The 20,968-nt window shown below is 42.5% G+C and carries 23 protein-coding genes and 1 riboswitch; of the genes, 20 read left to right on the forward strand and 3 right to left on the reverse strand.

From position 1 onward, the window contains the following. Positions 1-12 precede the first annotated feature (12 nt). The 16 genes from ccsB to ETB99_RS07320 all read left to right on the forward strand — a co-directional run bounded on the left by ccsB (position 13) and on the right by ETB99_RS07320 (position 14,506). Positions 13-1,188, forward strand: a complete 1,176-nt coding sequence (gene ccsB / locus ETB99_RS07245; protein WP_171700298.1) for a c-type cytochrome biogenesis protein CcsB — start codon at positions 13-15, stop codon at positions 1,186-1,188. Positions 1,189-1,278: 90 nt separating this feature from the next. Next, entirely contained in the window at positions 1,279-1,995 is a 717-nt protein-coding gene (locus ETB99_RS07250; protein ID WP_041638194.1) for a response regulator transcription factor, read from the forward strand. Beyond that, positions 1,992-3,755, forward strand: a complete 1,764-nt coding sequence (locus tag ETB99_RS07255; RefSeq protein ID WP_077428653.1) for an ATP-binding protein — start codon at positions 1,992-1,994, stop codon at positions 3,753-3,755. The genes ETB99_RS07250 and ETB99_RS07255 overlap by 4 nt, the downstream gene beginning before the upstream one ends. Before the next feature lie 67 nt (positions 3,756-3,822). Continuing rightward, positions 3,823-4,014, forward strand: a riboswitch (cobalamin riboswitch). A gap of 115 nt (positions 4,015-4,129) precedes the next feature. Continuing rightward, positions 4,130-5,086 (forward strand): ABC transporter substrate-binding protein, encoded by a 957-nt coding sequence (locus ETB99_RS07260; RefSeq protein WP_077428938.1) that lies wholly within the window; start codon positions 4,130-4,132, stop codon positions 5,084-5,086. Next, positions 5,052-6,098, forward strand: a complete 1,047-nt coding sequence (locus tag ETB99_RS07265) for a FecCD family ABC transporter permease (protein ID WP_077428652.1) — start codon at positions 5,052-5,054, stop codon at positions 6,096-6,098. Before ETB99_RS07260 ends, ETB99_RS07265 begins: the two co-directional genes overlap by 35 nt. After that, complete coding sequence (locus tag ETB99_RS07270; RefSeq protein ID WP_171700299.1) at positions 6,095-7,543, forward strand: adenosylcobinamide amidohydrolase; 1,449 nt, start codon at positions 6,095-6,097, stop codon at positions 7,541-7,543. Before ETB99_RS07265 ends, ETB99_RS07270 begins: the two co-directional genes overlap by 4 nt. Then, entirely contained in the window at positions 7,543-8,475 is a 933-nt protein-coding gene (cbiB, locus tag ETB99_RS07275) for an adenosylcobinamide-phosphate synthase CbiB (protein ID WP_171700300.1), read from the forward strand. Before ETB99_RS07270 ends, cbiB begins: the two co-directional genes overlap by 1 nt. After that, entirely contained in the window at positions 8,450-9,499 is a 1,050-nt protein-coding gene (gene cobD, locus ETB99_RS07280) for a threonine-phosphate decarboxylase CobD (RefSeq protein WP_129000459.1), read from the forward strand. Before cbiB ends, cobD begins: the two co-directional genes overlap by 26 nt. Beyond that, positions 9,496-10,053 carry a bifunctional adenosylcobinamide kinase/adenosylcobinamide-phosphate guanylyltransferase gene (locus tag ETB99_RS07285; protein WP_129000458.1) on the forward strand — a complete coding sequence of 186 codons (558 nt, stop codon included), beginning with the start codon at positions 9,496-9,498 and terminating at the stop codon, positions 10,051-10,053. Before cobD ends, ETB99_RS07285 begins: the two co-directional genes overlap by 4 nt. Beyond that, on the forward strand, positions 10,026-10,775 hold the full coding sequence (locus ETB99_RS07290) for an adenosylcobinamide-GDP ribazoletransferase (RefSeq protein ID WP_077428647.1): 750 nt from the start codon (positions 10,026-10,028) through the stop codon (positions 10,773-10,775). Before ETB99_RS07285 ends, ETB99_RS07290 begins: the two co-directional genes overlap by 28 nt. After that, positions 10,733-11,329 carry a histidine phosphatase family protein gene (locus tag ETB99_RS07295; RefSeq protein WP_171700345.1) on the forward strand — a complete coding sequence of 199 codons (597 nt, stop codon included), beginning with the start codon at positions 10,733-10,735 and terminating at the stop codon, positions 11,327-11,329. Before ETB99_RS07290 ends, ETB99_RS07295 begins: the two co-directional genes overlap by 43 nt. Then, complete coding sequence (locus ETB99_RS07300) at positions 11,281-11,709, forward strand: bifunctional adenosylcobinamide kinase/adenosylcobinamide-phosphate guanylyltransferase (RefSeq protein WP_171700301.1); 429 nt, start codon at positions 11,281-11,283, stop codon at positions 11,707-11,709. Before ETB99_RS07295 ends, ETB99_RS07300 begins: the two co-directional genes overlap by 49 nt. Positions 11,710-11,720: 11 nt before the next feature. After that, positions 11,721-12,308 (forward strand): cob(I)yrinic acid a,c-diamide adenosyltransferase, encoded by a 588-nt coding sequence (locus tag ETB99_RS07305; RefSeq protein WP_077428645.1) that lies wholly within the window; start codon positions 11,721-11,723, stop codon positions 12,306-12,308. Beyond that, positions 12,305-12,775: an ECF transporter S component gene (locus ETB99_RS07310; protein ID WP_006319337.1), complete on the forward strand. Its 471-nt coding sequence runs from the start codon at positions 12,305-12,307 to the stop codon at positions 12,773-12,775. Before ETB99_RS07305 ends, ETB99_RS07310 begins: the two co-directional genes overlap by 4 nt. Beyond that, positions 12,768-13,469 carry an ATPase gene (locus ETB99_RS07315; RefSeq protein WP_171700302.1) on the forward strand — a complete coding sequence of 234 codons (702 nt, stop codon included), beginning with the start codon at positions 12,768-12,770 and terminating at the stop codon, positions 13,467-13,469. The genes ETB99_RS07310 and ETB99_RS07315 overlap by 8 nt, the downstream gene beginning before the upstream one ends. Positions 13,470-13,693: 224 nt before the next feature. Then, positions 13,694-14,506: a histidinol-phosphatase gene (locus ETB99_RS07320; RefSeq protein WP_077428641.1), complete on the forward strand. Its 813-nt coding sequence runs from the start codon at positions 13,694-13,696 to the stop codon at positions 14,504-14,506. Between the two features lie 29 nt (positions 14,507-14,535). Here ETB99_RS07320 and serA read toward each other — a convergent pair whose 3' ends face one another. From serA to ETB99_RS07335, 3 genes are all read right to left on the reverse strand, one after another. Then, on the reverse strand, positions 14,536-16,110 hold the full coding sequence (serA, locus tag ETB99_RS07325; RefSeq protein ID WP_171700303.1) for a phosphoglycerate dehydrogenase: 1,575 nt from the start codon (positions 16,108-16,110) through the stop codon (positions 14,536-14,538). Between the two features lie 175 nt (positions 16,111-16,285). Then, positions 16,286-16,783: an inorganic diphosphatase gene (locus ETB99_RS07330; RefSeq protein ID WP_129000454.1), complete on the reverse strand. Its 498-nt coding sequence runs from the start codon at positions 16,781-16,783 to the stop codon at positions 16,286-16,288. Between the two features lie 118 nt (positions 16,784-16,901). Further along, the gene (locus ETB99_RS07335) at positions 16,902-17,150 is read right to left on the reverse strand and encodes a ferredoxin (RefSeq protein ID WP_066325905.1); all 249 of its coding nucleotides are present in this window, start codon (positions 17,148-17,150) and stop codon (positions 16,902-16,904) included. Positions 17,151-17,350: 200 nt separating this feature from the next. On the opposite strand from ETB99_RS07335, the gene ETB99_RS07340 reads away from it, so the two are divergent. Genes ETB99_RS07340 through ETB99_RS07355 form a run of 4 tightly spaced genes read left to right on the forward strand, consistent with a single transcriptional unit; the run spans position 17,351 to position 20,908 of the window. Beyond that, a complete protein-coding gene (locus ETB99_RS07340) occupies positions 17,351-18,373 on the forward strand; it encodes a YpbB family protein (protein WP_077428639.1) in 1,023 nt (340 codons plus the stop codon). Next, positions 18,366-19,811, forward strand: coding sequence for a RecQ family ATP-dependent DNA helicase (locus ETB99_RS07345; protein WP_171700304.1), 1,446 nt, complete (start codon positions 18,366-18,368; stop codon positions 19,809-19,811). The genes ETB99_RS07340 and ETB99_RS07345 overlap by 8 nt, the downstream gene beginning before the upstream one ends. Then, positions 19,804-20,394 (forward strand): CPBP family intramembrane glutamic endopeptidase, encoded by a 591-nt coding sequence (locus ETB99_RS07350; protein WP_006319361.1) that lies wholly within the window; start codon positions 19,804-19,806, stop codon positions 20,392-20,394. The genes ETB99_RS07345 and ETB99_RS07350 overlap by 8 nt, the downstream gene beginning before the upstream one ends. Beyond that, the gene (locus tag ETB99_RS07355; protein ID WP_006319362.1) at positions 20,387-20,908 is read left to right on the forward strand and encodes a LysM peptidoglycan-binding domain-containing protein; all 522 of its coding nucleotides are present in this window, start codon (positions 20,387-20,389) and stop codon (positions 20,906-20,908) included. The genes ETB99_RS07350 and ETB99_RS07355 overlap by 8 nt, the downstream gene beginning before the upstream one ends. Positions 20,909-20,968 lie beyond the last annotated feature (60 nt).

Raw genomic sequence — 20,968 nt, forward strand, 5'->3', positions numbered from 1 at the left:
GGGGGGAACATCGTGGTTCAGTTAAGCAGCACGTTACTGTACGTTGCATTTGTTCTTTATTTAGTCGCAACATTCTTCTTTGGGGGCGCGATTCGTCCTAAAAAGAGAGAAGGAGTAGACCGTTGGGCAACGCTCGGAATTTTTGTAACGATCGTTGGGTTTCTCGCTCAGCTTGGTTATTTCATCACGCGCTGGATCGCAGCCGGACATGCACCTGTCAGCAACTTATTCGAATTTACGACGTTTTTTGGCATGATGCTTGTTGGCGCGTTTATTGTCATTTATTTTATTTATAAAACGAGTTTACTCGGCTTATTTACTTTGCCAATCGCCATTTTAGTGATTGCGTATGCAAGCATGTTTCCAAGGGAAATCTCTCCGCTCATCCCAGCTTTACAAAGCGATTGGTTGCATATTCATGTCATAACCGCAGCAGTTGGCGAGGCCATTTTAGCTATTAGCTTTGCAGCGGGGCTCATTTATTTAATTCGAGTAGTCGATCAGTCGAAAGCGAGCAAACGTACGTTTTGGCTAGAGTTTGTGTTATTTTTCTTAATTAGCACGCTCGGTTTTGTTATCGTAACTACATCGTTTCGCATGGCTGGTTATGAAGCTACGTTTGAATGGATTGACAAAAATGGACAGCAAAGTGAAATGGTGTACCACATGCCAGCGCTTGTCGGCCCGCATGAAGGGGTGTTAAAAACGGAAGGACGGATGGAACCGTTCGTTCATATGCCTGCAATTATTAATGCTCGCAAATTAAATACAGTAATTTGGTCATTGTTTGCAGGTGGTGTGTTATACGGTTTGCTTCGCCTTCTTTTACGTAAACGCATCGCAGCCGCGTTGCAGCCGCTTGTGAAAAACGTAAATTTGGACTTAGTTGATGAAATTGGTTATCGTTCTGTGGCGATCGGCTTCCCTGTATTCACGCTTGGTGCGCTTATTTTTGCAATGATTTGGGCACAAATTGCATGGACGCGCTTTTGGGGTTGGGATCCGAAAGAAGTATGGGCGCTCATTACATGGTTGTTTTATGCGGCGTTTTTACATTTGCGTTTATCGAAAGGATGGCATGGTGAACGTTCCGCATGGCTTGCGGTCATCGGTTTTGCGATCATTATGTTTAACTTAGTAGTCGTTAACTTAGTCATTGCTGGCTTACACTCATATGCTGGATCTTAAAAACGCCTTCATTGCGAAGGCGCTTTTCTTATGAGAAGTAGAAAAAAGTTTGGCGGTTTTGTACAATAGTGATTGAGGAGGTATGACATCATGGAGAAGGAAGTTAAAATTTTAGTTGTTGATGATGAAGAACGAATTCGCCGCTTGCTTCGCATGTATTTAGAACGTGAGCAATACGTCATTGATGAGGCGGAAAATGGCGAGGAGGCGCTAGCGTTAGCGCTTGAAAATGATTATGACTTAATTTTGCTTGACTTGATGTTACCAGGAAAAGATGGTATTGAAGTATGTAAACAATTGCGTGAGAAAAAAGCGACGCCAGTCATTATGTTGACGGCAAAAGGAGAAGAAGCGAACCGCGTGCAGGGATTTGAAGCAGGAACGGACGATTATATCGTCAAGCCGTTCAGTCCACGTGAAGTCGTGCTTCGTGTGAAAGCGTTGCTTCGTCGCACAGCCAACTCTCCATATGTACCGACGGATACGACCGCGCGGGATGTGCTTGTTTTTCCACATTTAACGATTGATCATGATGCGCATCGCGTAACAGCGGATGGACATGAAGTCAGTTTAACTCCGAAAGAGTATGAGTTGCTTCACTTTTTAGCGAAATCGCCAGATAAAGTGTTTGATCGCGAGCAGTTGTTAAAAGAAGTGTGGCATTATGAATTTTTTGGCGACTTGCGCACGGTTGATACACATGTCAAACGGTTGCGTGAAAAACTAAATAAAGTGTCGCCAGCTGCCGCGAAAATGATCGTCACCGTTTGGGGTGTCGGGTATAAATTTGAGGTCGTGAATGAATGATGGCGCTATGGCGTAGTGTCGTTGGTAAGCTATGGCTGACGATTTTGTTGCTCGTTGCTTTTGTTCTTTTTATTTTAACGGTTTTGTTACTCGGTTTTTTTGAAAAATATTATTTAGAAAAGACAGGAGATCAGCTGACCCAACAAGCAATGAAAGTGGCGCGTGTCGTGGCAGAACATGATGAACAATTTGCACGCTCGATTGCGTGGACGATGGTTGATGACGTATCGAAGCTCATGATTATTATCGACGATCGTCATTATTGGTACTCACCGAATGAGAAGCTTGCCGACTTGCCGCTTTCATTTGTACAACAAGATCAACAGTTATCGCGCGTTTTTGATGGAAAAAAGGTAGTGAAACGAACATTAATGCCAAATCAAACGATGCGAAACAATGAATATAACGAGCTGTTTATTGTCGGTGTCCCGCTTCATATATCTGATGGAAACGGTGCTGTATTCGTGTATCAATCGTTGAAAGCGGTGGAAGAAACGACAAAACAAACGACGAAATTTATTTTTCTTGCAGCATTTATCGCGATTGTACTAACGACGGTATTCGCCTTTTTCTTGTCCACACGCATTACAGCTCCGCTCCGAAAAATGAGACAAGTGGCATTTGAAATTGCCCGTGGAAAGTTTGACTCAAAAGTGCCGATTGTTACTCATGATGAAATTGGGGAGCTGGCAATGGCATTTAATCAAATGGGGCGGCAACTGCAATTTCACATTAATGCGTTAAACCAAGAAAAAGAGCAATTGGCAAGCATTTTAAGCAGCATGGCGGATGGCGTCATTACGCTCAATCGAAATGGCGAAGTGCTTATTACAAACCCACCTGCCGACCGATTTTTACAAGCATGGTACTACGAACAAGGGCAGCGCGACGATTTATTACCCCTTCCTCCGCAAGTAAATGAATTGTTCAAAAAAGCGGTAACGGAAGAAAAGGAACAAGCTGCCGAAATCGCTTTACAAGGTCGCAATTGGGTCATTGTTATGACTCCGCTATACAATGGTAAAGTTATTCGTGGAGCTGTTGCGGTGCTTCGTGACATGACAGAAGAACGACGATTAGATAAGTTACGTAAGGATTTTATCGCAAACGTCTCGCATGAGTTGCGCACGCCGATTGCGATGTTGCAAGGATATAGCGAAGCGATCGTCGATGATATTGCGGCAACAGATGAAGAGAAAAAAGAACTAGCAAAAGTCATTTATGATGAATCGTTGCGCATGGGACGCCTTGTCAATGATTTGCTTGATTTAGCGCGCATGGAAGCGGGTCATTTAACGCTTCATCACGAACAAGTACCGCTCAAACCATATATAGAGCGCATTATTCATAAGTTTCAAGCGTTAGCGAAAGAAAAAGGAGTTCATTTGCTTGTTGAAATGAACGATGAGCTCATCGTTTCATTCGACCCTGATCGCATTGAACAAGTGTTGACGAACTTAATTGATAACGCTCTTCGTCATACAGATGAAGGCGGGGAAGTGCGCGTCATTGTCGATGCGGACGAAGAAGTAGTACGCATTTCTGTACAAGATTCTGGTTCAGGCATTCCAGAAGAAGATTTGCCGTTTGTGTTTGAACGTTTTTATAAAGCGGATAAAGCACGCACGCGCGGCCGATCGGGTACGGGATTAGGTCTTGCGATTGCGAAAAACATCGTCGAAGCGCATAAAGGAACAATTACTGTTCATAGCAAACTCGGAGAAGGAACGACATTTACATTTACATTGCCATTAAAATAGAAAAAATTTGTTGCTATTAACGATATTTTTCGCTATGATAGAAACGTAAAAATTGTTCGACAATTATATATGTCTGTTGTAAAAAGGTGTCGAACGGGCAACCTAGTAGACTTAATAGGGAATCTGGTGCAAGTCCAGAACTGTCCCCGCAACTGTAAATGCTGACGAAATGAAACGTGCCACTGTACAATTTGTACGGGAAGGCTTCAAAGTAGGATGACGCATAAGTCAGTAGACCTGCCTTTTTGCTTCGTCATTCGCGTCTTCGGGGAGTGAGACGACGAAACGACAAGAGGAGTAATTATCTTTTGTTGTTTCCAGCTCATTCCGTTTGGGGTGAGCTTTTTATTTTTATACATAAAAAAGGGGGAAAAATGATGAAATGGAAACATTACGTATGGCTTCTTGCGCTTTTGTTGACGCTCGGATTAGCGGCATGCAACAATAACGCAGAGCCAGCAAAAGAGACGAAGCAAGAAGCGAAAACGGAACAAGCCGCATTTCCAGTCACCATAAAAGATGCGGTTGGTGATGTCACGATTGAAAAAGAACCGAAAAAAATTGTTTCGCTTATTCCGAGTAATACAGAAATTGCGTACGCATTAGGACTTGGTGACAAAATTGTTGGTGTCAGCGACTTTGATAACTATCCAGAAGATGTGAAAAACAAAGAAAAAATTGGTGGTATGGAGTTTAATGTAGAAAAAATTATTTCGCTTCAACCAGACGTTGTGCTTGCGCATGCATCGAGTGCTCATAACTCTGAAGAAGGATTAAAGCAATTAAAAGATGCAGGCATTACAGTTGTTGTTGTACCAAACGCAACATCGCTCAACGACGTATATGCATCGATTGAACTCATCGGAAAAGCGACAGGAAAAGTGAAAGAAGCGACAGATGTTGTACAACAAATGAAACAAAAAATTGATGCCATCGCTGAAAAGGCGAAAGAAGTGAAAGAAGAAGCGACCGTTTGGGTAGAAGTTTCTCCTGCTCCAGAAATTTATACAGCTGGAAAAGGAACTTTTATGGATGAGATGTTAACGATCATTCATGCGAAAAACGCAGCCGGCGACCAAGAAGGATGGCCGATGTTTACTGAAGAAGATGCGGTGGCGTTAAATCCAGACGTCATTATTACGACGTACGGTTACTATACACCGAACGCTGTCGAGCAAGTGCTCGCTCGCCCAGCTTGGAAAGAAGTTCCTGCAATTAAAAATAAACGCGTATACGATGTTAATTCCGATTTAGTTTCTCGTCCAGGACCACGTTTAGCTGAAGGGGTCGAAGAAATTGCCAAAGTCGTTTATCCAGACATTTTTAAATAACTATATGACTGCATCCATCATTGCAATCGTTGCACTATTATTAGGGATATCGATTGGATCACAATCGATTCCCTTTTCTTCTATATGGGACACGTTGTCGCATCATTTGTTTCATACACCGATGGACGTTCCCGCCACCATTTCGCAAATTATTATTGCGATTCGTGTGCCGAGAGTGGTGCTCGCCTTTTTGATTGGGGCGTCCTTAGCACTTGCTGGTGTAGCGTTCCAAGGGCTTTTAAAAAACGTTTTAGCTGATCCGTATACGATTGGAGTATCATCTGGCGCTGCTGTCGGAGCGGTACTCGTCTTCTTTTTTCAACTTCATTTGTCGTTTCTCGGACGCTTTACGTTACCGATCGTGAGCATTATGTGTGCGCTCGTGACATTATTGTTTGTTTTATTATTTGCTCGACTTGCAGAACGCAATATGGGAATTGAAACGATCGTTTTAATCGGCATTATCATGAATGCGTTTTTCGGCTCGGTTATTTCACTTATGGTTGCCCTTAGTGGTGAGGAATTGCGTCAAGTCATTAGCTGGCTCATGGGAAGCGTCGCGATGCGCGGTTGGTCATATGTTTCTTTATTTGTACCGTTTTTTATCATCGGTTCTCTCGGCTTATTTACACATATTCGCGAGTTAAACGCTTTTTCATTTGGCGAGCGAACAGCAGCAAACATTGGCGTACATGTGTTGCGAAAAAAGTTATGGATTTTACTTAGCGCTTCCTTGCTTACAGGCGCAGCGGTAGCTGTATCGGGCACGATCGGCTTTGTTGGGCTTGTCATTCCGCATATGACGCGTTTGATTTGTGGGGCAAATCACAGGAAATTATTGCCGCTTTCTTTTTTGTACGGTGGCACGTTTTTAGTGTTAGCAGATGTTGTGGCACGAACGATTGTTTCACCGAGGGAATTGCCGATCGGAGTCATTACATCGTTCATCGGAGCTCCGTTATTTGCCATATTGTTATTTAAAAGTTTAAAACGGAAGACGGGATCAGTATGATTGATGTCAAACACATTTCGTATCAATATGGAGAAAAACAAGTATTACAAAACGTTTCGTTTACTGTTTATGAAGGTGAGTTTTTCGGTATTTTAGGTCCGAACGGGTCAGGAAAAACAACGTTAATGAAACTGTTAAGCCGAGATCTTTCTTTACAAGAGGGGGCCATTTTTATTTGCGGGCAGCATATTGAAACGTATAAACCGAAACAATATGCCAAACTCGTTGCGACGTTGCCACAACATACAGATGTTTCATTTGGATATACAGTGAAAGAGATGGTGGAACTTGGACGATATCCTTATCAGTCATCTCTCTTTCCGCAATGGACAGAGAAAGACGAACAAGTGGTCAACGAGTCACTTCATTGTGTGACGTTAGCACATAAACAGCATGTCTTATTAGAACAATTAAGCGGGGGAGAACGTCAGCGAGCAGCGCTTGCACGCGCGCTTGCGCAACAACCGCGCGTGTTGTTGTTAGATGAACCGACGAACCATATGGATGTGGCTCAGCAGTTTAAGTTGTTGAATTTATTAAAACAGTCGAAACTGACGGTCATTGCTATTTTTCATGATATAAACATCGCGTCGCTCTATTGCGATCGTCTTCTTTTTTTGCGAGATGGAAAGGTAGTGGCGTGTGGCACACCGAAAGAGTTGTTGAATGAATCGATGATTGCATCTGTGTTTGAGACGAAGATGAAGCGTTACGAGCACCCGGTATTGCCAAAACCGCTTGTGACGTTTGTTCCATTTTCAGAACAACGAATTGATGACGTGTTATGGCACGTGAGGCAGGACGAAAAGCTGCTTGTCGTTGAAACGATAAAACCTTTTAAAGTGATTTCATCGGCTCTTGTTGGCGGCGGTATGCGTTGGGCAACAACGTTTGTGAATCGGCACGTTTCGCTTGATTATTATTGTGATGATGCTGAACGAGAGATGATTCAATTTTTGAGACAAAGAGGATTTGATGAGCAATGGACCGTAGGAATGATGACAGCGGTCGATGTAAACGATGTCGCATTTGCATCTGTTCATGAAGATGTTCGTCTTTTTGTTGCAGTAACTGCTGGGGTGGGGAATGCCGTTGATAGTGCAAATGCGTGGCGTCGTACAGATACGGTTATTTCTCCTGGAACGATTAATACGTTTGTTTTCATTGATGGCCATTTGTCAGAAGCTGCATTTGTGCAAGCGCTAATGACTGTAACAGAAGCAAAAGCAAAGGCGTTGTATGATAAACAAGTCGTCGATCCACAAACGAATACAATCGCTACAGGCACGTCAACCGATTGTACGGCCATCGCTGCGTCTCAACAAGGAACATATTATGAATACGCAGGAACAATTACAACGATTGGTAAACAGCTAGCTCGTCTCGTATATGAAGCGACGCAAATAGCCATTGATCGTTATCGAAAACGAAAGGGTGAAAGTTGATGACGCATATATGGGCGGTATGGCTGGCACTTTTGCTCGATCGTCTACTCGCCGATCCCCGCCGCTTCCATCCCGTTTGTTGGATTGGGCAAATGATTGCGTATATGGATCGTCGTTTCAATAAAGGAAGATGGCGAAAAGGAAAAGGAGTGTTCACCCTTTTTGTCGTCTGTACGTTCACATTTGTAATAAGTTACGCATTGATTGCAAGCGCATATCGACTTTCTCTTATAGTGGGGGTTTTCGTTGAAGCGATTATCATTTTTACTTCGATTGCGCCAACATCATTAGCAAAAGCCGCATACGATGTACTTGATCCGCTAAAAAGAGGCAACATCGATGAAGCGAGAAAAAACGTGGCGATGATCGTTGGACGTGACACAGAGAAGTTACAAGAAGATGGAATTGTGCGTGCATGTGTGGAAACGGTAGCGGAAAATACGAGCGATGGAGTAACGGCGCCCCTTTTTTATGCTTTTCTTGGCGGGGGAGCGTTAGCCATGTTGTATCGCGCCGTGAATACGTGCGATTCGATGCTCGGCTATAAGAACGAACGATATGCTCAATTTGGCTGGGCGTCCGCTCGTTTCGATGATGTGCTTAATTACGTTCCCGCCCGAATGACAGCGCTTGCTATGCTCTTTGTCCATCGTGCCAACAGACGAGCATGGAAACTATTATTTCGTGATGCACGCAATCATCCGAGCCCAAATAGCGGATGGTGCGAAGCGGCGATGGCGGCGTTATTAGATGTTCAGCTTGGGGGAGTGAATACATATCAAGGAGTTGTATCTGTTCGTCCGACGATTGGCGATGCGTCCGTTCCGCTCACGTCTATGCATATCAAACAAGCTGTGGCGGTGATGAAACGAACGACCATTGCATTTACGATAGGGGGGAGTTTGCTTGCGCTTACCTGCACATGGGGCTAATCCGCAACGGTTATACGAAGCGATGCAAATGGAAGCCCCGCGTTCATATATTGATTTTAGCGTCAATGTAAATCCGCTTCAGCACGAACATGTGACAATAGAACAACAGTGGTTGCGTTGGATGAGTGAATATCCAGAAGAGCGAAGTGAGACGCTTCGTACGATCATTGCTGAACGAGAACATGTCATGCCGTCAAACGTCTTTGTTGGAAATGGTGCTGCTGAGTGCATTTATTTGCTTGCTGAACAATTTGCAGGAAAACATATTGGCATCATTGAGCCAACGTTTTCAGAATATCGTCAGGCATGTGAAGCTTACGGTTGTACCGTTCACTCGTTTATGCTAGATGAACATTGGCAACCACCGCTCGACCAAATGGTTGCGAACTTGCCGTCTTTACACGCGCTATTTGTTTGTCATCCGAACAATCCGACCGGTACCGTATGGTCAGAAGAAACGATGCATACGTTGTTAAATGCAGCGCATGATGAAGGAGTATATGTTGTCGTTGACGAAGCATTTTATGACTTCTGGATTGACGGTTATTCCGTTTCTTCTTTTTTACGTACGTTTGATCGTTTAATTGTGTTGCGGTCGTTAACGAAAATGTATCGACTGGCAGGTGTACGGCTCGGCTATGTGCTCGCACACGAACACGTCGTAAAAAAGTTAATGAAAAAACAGCCACCGTGGAGCGTCAATACGATTGCTCAACAAATAGCGAAACAATTATTAAAAGACGATGCATTTGTGGAGCGAACGAAAGTGTACATTGCATCGGAGCGAAAACGAGCATTTGAACAATTGAATGAACTTGGCTACAAATATTCACCGTCTGTCGTCAATTTTTATGTGTTATACGATGAAACGATCACGCTTTTTCCTTTTCTTTTACAACATGGTATTGTCGCGCGGCATACGTTTAATTTTCGAGGGCTGGACGGAAAATATGTCCGTTTTGCGGTTCGAACGAAAGAGGAAAACGATCACCTCCTCTTTTATTTAAGAAGGTGGAAGCAATGATTGTATTTATTAGCGGAGGGGTGCGTAGCGGAAAGTCTTCATTCGCAGAACGATGCGCGAAAATGATCGCCGAACCGACTGATTCCCTTCATTATATTGCCACGGCGCTGCGGACAGATGAAGAAATGGAAGCGCGCATTGCTCACCACCAAGCACAACGGAAACATGACGGCTGGCAAACGTGGGAACAACCGTATGATCTCTATTGTATCATGCCGATGTTTGGTGGGTGTGATGTTGTTTTACTTGATTGTTTAACCAACTTATGGGCTAATGAGCTGTTTCGCGATTATATATGGGATGTGAAGGAAAAAGTACCACGTATCGTGCAACAAATTAAGCAATTAGGGAACAAAGCAAAAGGGCTTGTGATTGTAAGTAACGAAATATTTTATGACGGTATACCAAACGAACGAGGAACGTATACGTATATGCACGGTCTCGGTTTATTGCATCAACAGATTGTTGCGTGTAGCGATGTAGCCATTTTGATGCGTTACGGCTTGCCCATTGTGAAGAAAGGAAGATGGCCATGTGGCACGGAGTGGTCTTAGCGATACAGTTTTTAACGATCATCCCCATTCGTATGCAAGTGGATTGGAATGAACGAACAGCGCGTGTGGCTGTCCTTTCGTTTCCTTTCGTCGGTGCAATCATCGGACTTTTTCTTGTTGCCATACATGTGGTACTGTCCGATCACATTTCTTCGCTTGTTTTGTCGTTTTTATTATTATTTTCCTCTATCTTTCTTTCAGGAGGATTGCACGCGGACGGATGGATGGATTGTAGCGATGCATATTTTTCGTATCGTGATCGACAGCGACGTCTCGATATTATGAGCGACTCTCGTGTCGGAGCATTTGCGGTGTTATCCATTTTATTTTTGCTCGGTTTTCGTTTCATTTTTATGTTTGAAACGGTTTCTCATATGTCGTTGTTTTCCCTTTTTTGTATTCCGTTATTTTCTCGCTTTGGAATGACGTTGCTTTTATTGACAACACCACTTGCGAAACAAACCGGGATGGCGGCAGCCTTCCGCCAACATATCGATCATCGGTATGCGCCATTTCTCGTTGTATACGGCCTGATTGCTTTGTTATCGTTTGAAACGATCGTATTATTCTTATCATTAATGTTGTATTATGTTGTCGCGCGTGTGTTTGCGATAAAGCAGTTTGGTGGGATGACAGGAGATGTGCTAGGTGCGTTTATTGAAGGGAGTGAAACATGTTTGTGGCTTGTCATTTGGCTATTACATATATTCGCCATTTTGTAACGAAAGAAAACGAGGAGAAACAATATATCGGTTGGACGAATGTACCTATTGTAAAGCAACCGCGTGTGTCGCATCAGCTTGAAGCGGATATTGTCATGACAAGCGACTTGCTCCGTTGTCGGCAAACGGCGTATGTTTTGTTTCCAAATCACGTCATTGAATGTTCCTATCGTTGGCGTGAACTCCATTTTGGCGATTTTGAAGGAAAAACGTATGAGCAATTGCAAGCAGTTGAAGCGTATCGCCATTGGCTCGATGATCCGGTTCGTTATGCACCTCCGAACGGAGAGACGTTGACCGAGTTTGAGACACGTGTGGAACAAGCGATTGATGATGTTGTTTATCGGTCGGTATCGCATGTTGTTGTTGTGACGCACGGTGGAGTGATTCGTTATATATTATCAAAGTACGCGTCAGACGTACGCCCGTTTTGGAAATGGCATGTCCCATTTGGTGAAGGAGTGACGCTTTATAATACGAGAGAACGTTGGAGGGAGAGAAAGCGATGCATTTCGTTAGCGGCGGTGCGTTTCAAGGAAAGCGAAAATGGGTAAACGCATATTACGCATTAACGCATACACCACATGTTTGGCATTGTGCGTATGAAAAGGCACTCCCACTCCCAAACAAATATAAAACTGTACCCGTCGTCGTCCTTGAAGGAATTGAACAATGGATTCGCGAATATTTTCTTCCTTATACAACACGTGAAAAAGAAAAAATCCTGTCGTATATGAATGCATGGGAGCGATGGGAAAAAGAGAAAGAACGGACGGTCGTTTGGATTGGTTGCGATATGAATCAAGGGATCGTACCAATCGATGCACATGAACGAGCGTGGCGAGACGCAGTTGGTTGGACGTATCAACAACTTGCGCACATATGTAGTCGTGTAGATTATGTATGGTGCGGCATAAATGAACAAATAAAATAGGGGTGATTCGGATGAAGTTGTACACAAAAACAGGTGACAAAGGACAAACGAGTTTAGTTGGAGGACGAGTTGATAAAAACGATGTGCGCGTAGAAGCGTACGGAACGATTGATGAAGCAAATTCGATGATCGGCTGGGCAATGACGTTATTGCAAGACGAAAAGTTTCGTGATATTTATCAAGAACTGCAACGTATTCAACATGAACTTTTTGATTGCGGTGGTGATTTAGCCATTGTCGGTGAAAAAATACCATATAAAGTAAAAGTGGAAATGGTGACGTTTTTAGAAGAACGCATTGATGCATATATTCAACAAGCGCCGCCGCTTGAACGGTTTATTTTGCCGGGGGGGTCTCCACAAGCTGCTGCGTTACATATGGCACGGACGGTGACACGAAGAGCAGAACGTTGTGTTGTAGCGTTAATGAAGCAACAACAAACGAATGAAGTCGTTTTACAATATATGAATCGTTTATCAGACTATTTATTTGCCGTTGCGCGCGTCGTCAACGCCCGCTTGCAAGTAAAAGATGTAGAATATGAACGAAGCGCGATTGTGTTTCGTGATAAAAATGAAAAAAAAGGTGAATCGGAATGAGGCGTTTCACGTTGCTTGTTATGTTTATTAGTCTATCTGTCATCGGTTCGCTTATCAAAATCCCATTTACAATCGGAAGTATTGCGCTCGATAGCGCACCTGCGGTTGTAGCAGCTGTTTTGCTCGGGCCAACAGCTGCTGCGGTTGTGGCAAGTGTTGGACATGTTGTATCTGCTTTATTTGGCGGATTTCCGCTTGGTCCATTTCATATACTTGTGGCTATTGAAATGGCCGCTCTTTTATACATTGTCGGTTTGTTGATAAGACGAGGATGGTTCATTTTTAGTTATGTATGTTTTTTTATCGGTAATGCACTACTTGCACCGTTACCTTTTGCATGGATCATGAGCCCGGCGTTTGTACTTTCTATCATTCCGTCTCTTGCATTAGCTACGGGCGTCAATTTAGCGATTGCTGTTGTCGTGTCGAAAGCGTTGCAACGCGCGTGGGGGAAGCAGCATGCGTGACGTATTATGCGTGCCATTTGATGAACAACATGAGCTCGTTTTTGCCGCTGACTGTTCAGGTGGAATTGGCTTAAAGCAATATGATGTTGTTCAAGCGCCATATGATGTTGTTAGTTACTATGGAGCTCGCGTTTCGCTTATGGAACTGATGAGCATTGGAGCAACGCCAAAAGCTTTTGTACTACAAAACTTTGTCGGTGATCGTTCATGGGATGCACTTGTTACAGGCGTCCAACAAACGATGGTGGAGTTACAGTTGTCGCTTCCTATAACAGGAAGTAGCGAATCAAATATGCCGCTTATGCAATCAGCTGTTGGAGTTGTTGCTGTCGGAACGGTACGGAAAGAGGAAAAGAGAATAAATATTACACCAATGGATGCACGTTGGGCTGTCATCGGAGAACCACTCGTTGGTGAAGCGGTCATACGTAGGAAAGATCGAATCATTCCGCTTTCTTTATTTCGCATGTTGCTGCAGGTAGATGGAGTGTATGAAATAATCCCAGTTGGTTCAAAAGGGATATCGCATGAGTGGAAGCTTATGCATGGGGAACGACTACTTCGTTGTTCCCTTCCGTTACATGCTTCTGCTGGCCCAGCGACATGTGTGCTTGTAAGTTATCATCAAAAGCAAGAGCCGTTATTGCAGTCACTTGCTGGAACGCTTTTTTATCCGATTGTAAATGAATTGTAAAATGTCATGTTTTATCGTTCTAACCGTTCGTATTTTTGCATACAACATATATGGTTATCGCGAACGGGAGGGAATAAACGATGGAAGATATGATGAAACGAGTGCTCGTTGTTGTTGGGATGGCTGCATGCATTCATTTACTATTTCTTGTTGGATTAAACAACTAGAAAAAGAGAACGTTGTGCTATATAATGTAAAACAATACGAGAGAGGGGGAGAGAACGATGTTAACAGATTACCATAATCATTTAGAACGTGGGACGTTAACGCTTGATTATTTAAAGCAATTTACGGACGAAGCTGCGCGGAAAGGCATTGAACATTTCGGTATTTCCGAGCATGCGTATCATTTTTATCAAACAAAAAATATTTTATCGAATCCATGGATTGAAGCGCGTCGCTACTATGATATGGCCGATTACGTTCGTTTGTTTCACGAAGCATGGGATGCCGGAATTGATGTGAAAATGTCGATCGAAATGGATTACACGCCAGGCAAACATGAAGAAATGGCGCAGTTTATTCGCGCTTACGATTTTGATTATGTCATTGGCTCGATTCATTGGGTTGATGATTTTGGTATCGATTTAGCTGAGTTTCGGAAAGAGTGGGATCGTCGCGATCTATACGATACATATCGAAAATATTTCGATCAAGTGGTGACGCTAGCTGAGTCGAACTTATTTGACATTATCGGTCATTTAGATTTAGTGAAAATTTTTAAATACGTGCCAGAAGATGAGGAATTTTTGTTAGAACAGTACGATCGTGCCACGACGGCACTAGCCAACTCGAAAACGTGCGTTGAAATTAGTACAGCAGGTTTGCGTAAACCTGTTGGGGAACTATATCCTGATCCTCGTCTATTACAAATGTGCTACGACAAAGGCATTCCAATTGTGTTATCGTCTGATGCACACGTGCCGCAAGATGTTGGGGCGGATTATGATCGAGCGATCGCTCTCGCTACAACAGTCGGTTACAAGGAAGTTATGACGTTTTGTAAAGGGGAACGAAAAGCGGTTCCACTTGGATAAAAAAAGGTTCAGCTGCGCGGCTGAACCTTTTATACTTCTAATCTTTTGACAACATCAATATCGCTAATTTGTTCGAGCGTTTCAACGAGTGCGTCATCAAGTGGTTTATCGAGTGAAAGCATCATAATCGCTTTTCCACCCGCTTCTTGGCGACCAACTTGCATCGTTGCGATGTTTACTTGATGGTCACCTAAAATGTTACCGACTTTTCCGATCATTCCCGGTTTATCATGATGTTGAATGTACAACAAATGCCCTTCTGGAGCAAAATCGATCGCAAAGCCATTAAAATGAACGATCCGGTCACCGTAGTAGGCAATATGGGTACCTTTCAACGTAAATGTTTTGTTTTCGCCATATACAGTTAACGTAATGCTGTTGTTGTAGTCGTTTCCGTTTGCTGAAAATTTTTCACTAAAGGCGATGCCGCGTTCTTTGGCGATCATTGCTGCGTTTACTTCGTTGACAGTTGAAGCAACGCGAGGTTTTAAAAATCCAGCAAGCAAACTACGCGTAATGAATGTCGTTTCTAAATCAGCAACAGATCCTGAATACGTAATCGCAATTTCTTGAACCGGCTCGCTCATATATTGCGAAGCTAAAATACCCATTTTTCGAGCCAATGTATAAAAAGCTTGAATTTTTTCGTATACATCTTTTGAAAGTGTCGGCAAGTTAATCGACGATGTGACCGGTTTTCCTTGTAAAAATGTTAATACTTCTTCAGCGACTTGTGTCGCTACGTTCACTTGCGCTTCGACTGTCGATGCCCCAAGATGTGGAGTGACAACGACGTTATCAAAAGAGAGAAGCGGATGGTCTCCCGGTGGCTCTTGTTCAAATACATCGAGCGCAACGCCTGCCACATGTCCGTTTTCTAAAAACGGAATGAGCGCTTGCTCGTCGATGATGCCACCGCGCGCGCAGTTAATTAAATATACACCTTTTTTCGTTTTTGCTAAGTTTTTTGGACCGAGAAGCCCTTTCGTTTCTTTTGTTAGCGGTGTATGTACAGTAATGATATCTGCTTGTGCAAGCAACGCATCAAGCGTGCAAACATCGACACCAATTTTTTCTGCTCGTACTTTCGTTAAAAATGGATCGTATACGTGAACGTGCATACCGAATGCGCGCGCCCGTTTCGCTACTTCAGAACCGATGCGACCAAATCCAATAATCCCTAAATGTTTTCCGAATAACTCGACACCGACGAAAGCGGAACGATTCCATTCACGTGATTTGACTGAAATGTGCGCTTGTGGAATACGGCGCACTAATGAAGCCATCATCGCAAATGTATGTTCCGCTGTCGAAATTGTATTGCCGTTTGGAGCGTTAATGACGACGACACCGTATCGTGTAGCTGCATCGACATCAATATTGTCCACCCCGACGCCAGCGCGTCCTACAATTTTTAAATTCGTCATTTTTTGCAGTAATTGTTCAGTCACTTTTGTCGCGCTACGAACGAGCAGCGCATCGAACTGATCAAGTTCGTCCTCCACCTCGCTTACCTTTTTTTGCACGACTTCGATCGTTGGATCAGCAAGGAGTGGGGCAAGTCCTTCTTCGCTCATTGCATCAGCTACTAAAATGCGAATCACAAACATTCGCTCCTTTCAATTAATAAGTTTTTAAATTTCTGATAATTTAACATACCCGTATGCATGTGTCAATAACTTTCGGAAAGGTCATACAAATGAAAGCGTTTTTATATATGAATGTTCGGAAAAAAAGACAAAAAGCTGGCCAAAAGCCAGCTTAACGCATGAAGTGTATTTATTTTTGTTCATTGTAACGGGCGATGCATTCGTCAATGAGTTTTGCAGCCGCTTCTGGGCCTTCCCACGTACCGATTTCTGTTTTCTTTCCTTCTAAGTCTTTATAACGTTCAAAGAAATGAGCGATTTCTTTTAATTTATGTTGTGGAAGATCTTCAAGGCTACGCACATCAGCAAAGCGAGGATCGTCAACAGGTACACCGATTAATTTTGCATCTTCTTCGCCACCGTCTATCATGTTTAAGTAGCCAAGGACACGCGTTTCAATAACGCAGCCAGGGAATGTCGGATTTGTCACGATAACTAAAATATCGAGCGGATCGCCATCTAATGCAAGTGTATTTTCTAAATAGCCGTATTCCGCAGGATAAAACATTGGTGAATATAAGACGCGATCGAGTTTAAATACGCCACGCTCTTTGTCATATTCATATTTGTTTTGGCTACCTGTTGGAATTTCAATAAACGCTTCAACAACCTTGTTTTCAAACGCCATGCCAAATTCCTCCTTTTTGTTATGTATACTTTTTTATTATAGTCGATTGGACAAGTGGTGACAATGACTGAACGAAAGAAAAGGGCAAGCTTCACGTGAAGTTTGCCCTTAGTTGTTCTTATTCAAATTTGTTTGGATCGCCATCAAATGGCTCGTCCGCGACTTTGATCGAGTCTGTTGGACAGCCTTCAAACGCATCCATCATATCGTCAATCAATACGTCTGGTATTTCGACAATACCTTGGTTGTCGTCCAATGTCACGTAAGCGATACCTTCATCATCGTAATCGTAAATATCAGGTGCAGCTGCTCCACATGCACCACAGGCAATACATGTTTCTTTGTCAACAATCGTGTACTTTGGCATACAATGACCCTCCTTAATTATATGGAACCAATCGTTTCATATGAAACGTTGGAAACGTATTCCTCACACTTTTATAATAAATGTGTTGCGGTAACTTTTCAATAAAAAACTCCAATGAAAATGCTTATCAGTACACAGTTTTCCCTCACATTGCTTCGCTTAATCTGGTAAAATGAAAGGGAAAATGGAGTGAATGTCGCATGTTACAACACATCGTTTTATTTTGTATCGACCGATTTCGGGGAGAACGGTCGCTCGCTGCGATCGATCATTTACTGAATGGCAAAAAAACAGCACAAACGTTACAAGATAGTAAATGGTATGATGTTAGTCGTCTATTTGGGACGGTACCAATTGACCGTACTCGTTTATTTGACGTCACACGAGCATTAGAGATGGATGGACTGATTTTCCAAGTGGACGAACACATATATTGCACAACCGCAAGTGGAAAAGAGAAAATCCGACATTTTATACTTCCTCCTTACATTGATGGATGGAAATATATGAATGAGGCTTCTTTGTTTTGGAAAAGGTTGTCTTTACTTATCCAAACGCTCGCAAACATCATTCATCGCACATCATTTGAGCCTGTACATCGCGATGAACACATTCAATCGTTCGTGAAGCGATGGCTGTTTCAACATAAGCATATACAAGCGCTCGCTCGTTTATTATATGAAGAAATGTACGAGCTACTTCGTTGTGTAGAGGAAAAAGATGCTAACATTTTCGTTTGGCGGTTGACAAGCCATGAGCGTATCGGATGGACGAACGAACAAATTGCCTATGCCATAAAGGAGGAAGATGTAGCGGTTTTGTTATCGTTTCAAAATGTTCTTCATTTTATGCTTGAAATGACAGAAAAAGAAAAGGAAAAATTCCCGCTTCTTTTTTCACTGCGGGAACAAAAACGTTTCCTATTAACGAGTTCCGCTCAAAAAACATGGGAATTGCTAAAGGAAGGGTATTCACTCGAACAAATTGCCGAGTTGCGTGGATTGAAAAAAGGGACGATTGAAGATCATATTGTCGAAATCGCCACATATATTCCAACGTTTGTGACGACGCCATTTTTAGAGGAGAATAAACGCAAGCGCATTATTCAACAAGCACAAAAATTACAAACGAAAAAATTACGGGCGATAAAAGAAGTGTTACAAGACGTTTCTTATTTTGAAATTCGGCTTGCGTTGGCAAGATGGGAGAGGGAAGATGCTTAACATATTAAAGGAACGATTTGGTTACGATTCGTTTCGCATGGGGCAAAGAGAAATTATTGAAGATGTGCTGAATGGACGAAATTGTGTTGCTATGCTTCCGACCGGTGGCGGAAAGTCGCTTTGTTATCAGCTCCCGGGTTATATATTAAACGGCAGTGTGTTAATTATTTCCCCACTCGTTTCGCTTATGGAAGATCAAGTACAGCAGCTTAGAAATCGTGGTGAAAAACGTGTTGTAGCGCTCAATCGTTTTCTGTCTTATCGCGAAAAACGAGATGTGTTGCGTGAGTTAGCATCGTATCGTTTTATTTATGCTTCGCCTGAAATTTTACAATCCCCTTTACTTATCGAAGCGTTAACACGCATAAACATTTCGTTGTTTGTCGTAGATGAAGCACATTGTATTTCACAATGGGGACATGATTTTCGCCCTGACTTTTTAAAGCTCGGTCTTCTTCGCCAAACGCTCGGCAATCCGCCATGTTTAGCGTTAACGGCTACAGCTACACGTCAAGTTATTGCTGATATTGTAACGACGCTTAAACTCGATGACGTTAAACAACATATATACCCGCTCGATCGCCCAAATATTTGTTTATACGTGCAATATGTTCAAACGGTAGAAGAAAAAATCAAGGCGTTAAAACAGCTTGTCGCCACGTTACCTAAACCGGGAATTGTGTATGTAGCTAGTCGACAATGGGCAGAAACATTAGCAGAAGTGCTTCGTGAGGATCATCGCGTAAGCTATTATCATGGAGGTATGGATGGTGAACAGCGACTTCTTATTCAACAACAGTTCGTTTATGATCAGTTAGACGTCATTTGTTGTACAAATGCGTTTGGAATGGGTGTTGATAAACCGAATGTTCGCTTTGTTATCCATTTTCACTTGCCGACACAACCAGAAGCATATTGGCAAGAAGTTGGGCGCGCTGGGCGCGATGGAAACGAAAGTATTGCCATATTATTGTATGCCTCAGGCGATGAACAAATGGGACAATTGATGATCGATATGGAATTTCCGACAAAAGAACAAATTGTCTATGCATTGGACGCTCTACGCCATGGGCGGAAGGAAATGGGGTTAACAGACGTGCAACAACGTCTTTTATTGTATTGGCTAGAACAAATGAATATGCAAGAAGATATACACACTTTAGCTAATCAACTATACGCCCATATAGAACAAAGAAAACAAGAAAAAATAAAAAAATGGGTATTTATGCAACGATGGATAAACGAACAAACTTGTCGTCGGCGTACGATGCTTTCATATTTTGAGCAACAACCACTTCCGAATGAGCGTTGCTGTGATCGGTGTGGCGCTGATATATACGTAAACGCTCCTGTAAAACATATTCAACAAATACATTTGCGCCCGTGGCAGGAAGAGCTCTGTTCCATGTTTTCAATAAAGGTGAGGACAAATGATTAAAAAACAAATGGAGATAGCTAGTCAAATGAACGATGAAGAAATCGTTTATCATCTATATGTAACACAAGCGCTTATTTTTCTTATTGCGCTCATTTTAAGTGTATTTTTATTTACGCCTGCGACCTTCTTTTCGATGTGGCAGTGGGATATACGGGAAATACTATTGTACGGTAGCGGTTGTGCGGCGCTTGTTCTTTTTGTCGATTTTTTACTTATTCAGTATGCACCTGAACAATGGTATGATGATGGTGGAATCAATGAAAAATTATTTCGTTCACGTTCGGTACCGCACATTTTTATCATGACTATGGTCATTGCATTTTGTGAAGAGCTATTGTTTCGTGGTGTCATTCAGACGCATGTCGGCCTATTTTTCGCAAGCATCATTTTCGCTTTATTGCATATTCGTTATTGGCGAAAATGGCTCCTTCTTTTGGCTGTCGTTAGTTTAAGCTTTTGGATTGGACTTATCTATGAATGGACAAGCAATTTATGGGTCACGATTTTTGCCCACTTTCTCATTGATTTTATTTTAGCGTTACACATCCGGTATCGTACAAAAGAGGTGACAAACGATGCGTAAAGACCAAGCGGAAAATTTGCGTAAAAAAATGGAGAATATTAGTAAGCAACAAGAAGACGATGAGCTTCAGTTGCCACCGCGCAGCGAAGTGCATAAAAAGAAAAAAACGAAATGGAAAGTTAAACATCCACTCGTTCGCATTCTTGCGCTCTTTTTCGTTTTATTGCCGATTTCCATTTACAGCATATATCACTTAGTTGAGAAGCGTCCCGTCCAAGTCGTGACGATTGATGATGAAAGCTATGAGACTGTTGATGTCGATCAACAAAAAGGGCATAAGCCACAACAAAAACCGCTTGAAAACGAAGCAAAAGAAGAGGAACAAGAATCGAATGAAACAGAATCATCTTTTATTTATCATACCGTACAAGAAAATGAAACGTTATATAGCATTGCGATGAAATATTACGGAAATGAAAAAGGAATGGACCTCATTAAAGAATGGAATCATTTAACGAGCATGAAACTACAAAAAGGACAAGTGTTAAAAATTCCAAATATGAATGGAAAATAAGGTATACCACTTTGTCGATGGACATACAATCGTAGTAAAACACGATCGGCAGGGGTGGCT

Source organism: Anoxybacillus sp. CHMUD, assembly GCF_013096965.1.
Lineage (GTDB): Bacteria > Bacillota > Bacilli > Bacillales > Anoxybacillaceae > Anoxybacillus > Anoxybacillus kestanbolensis_A.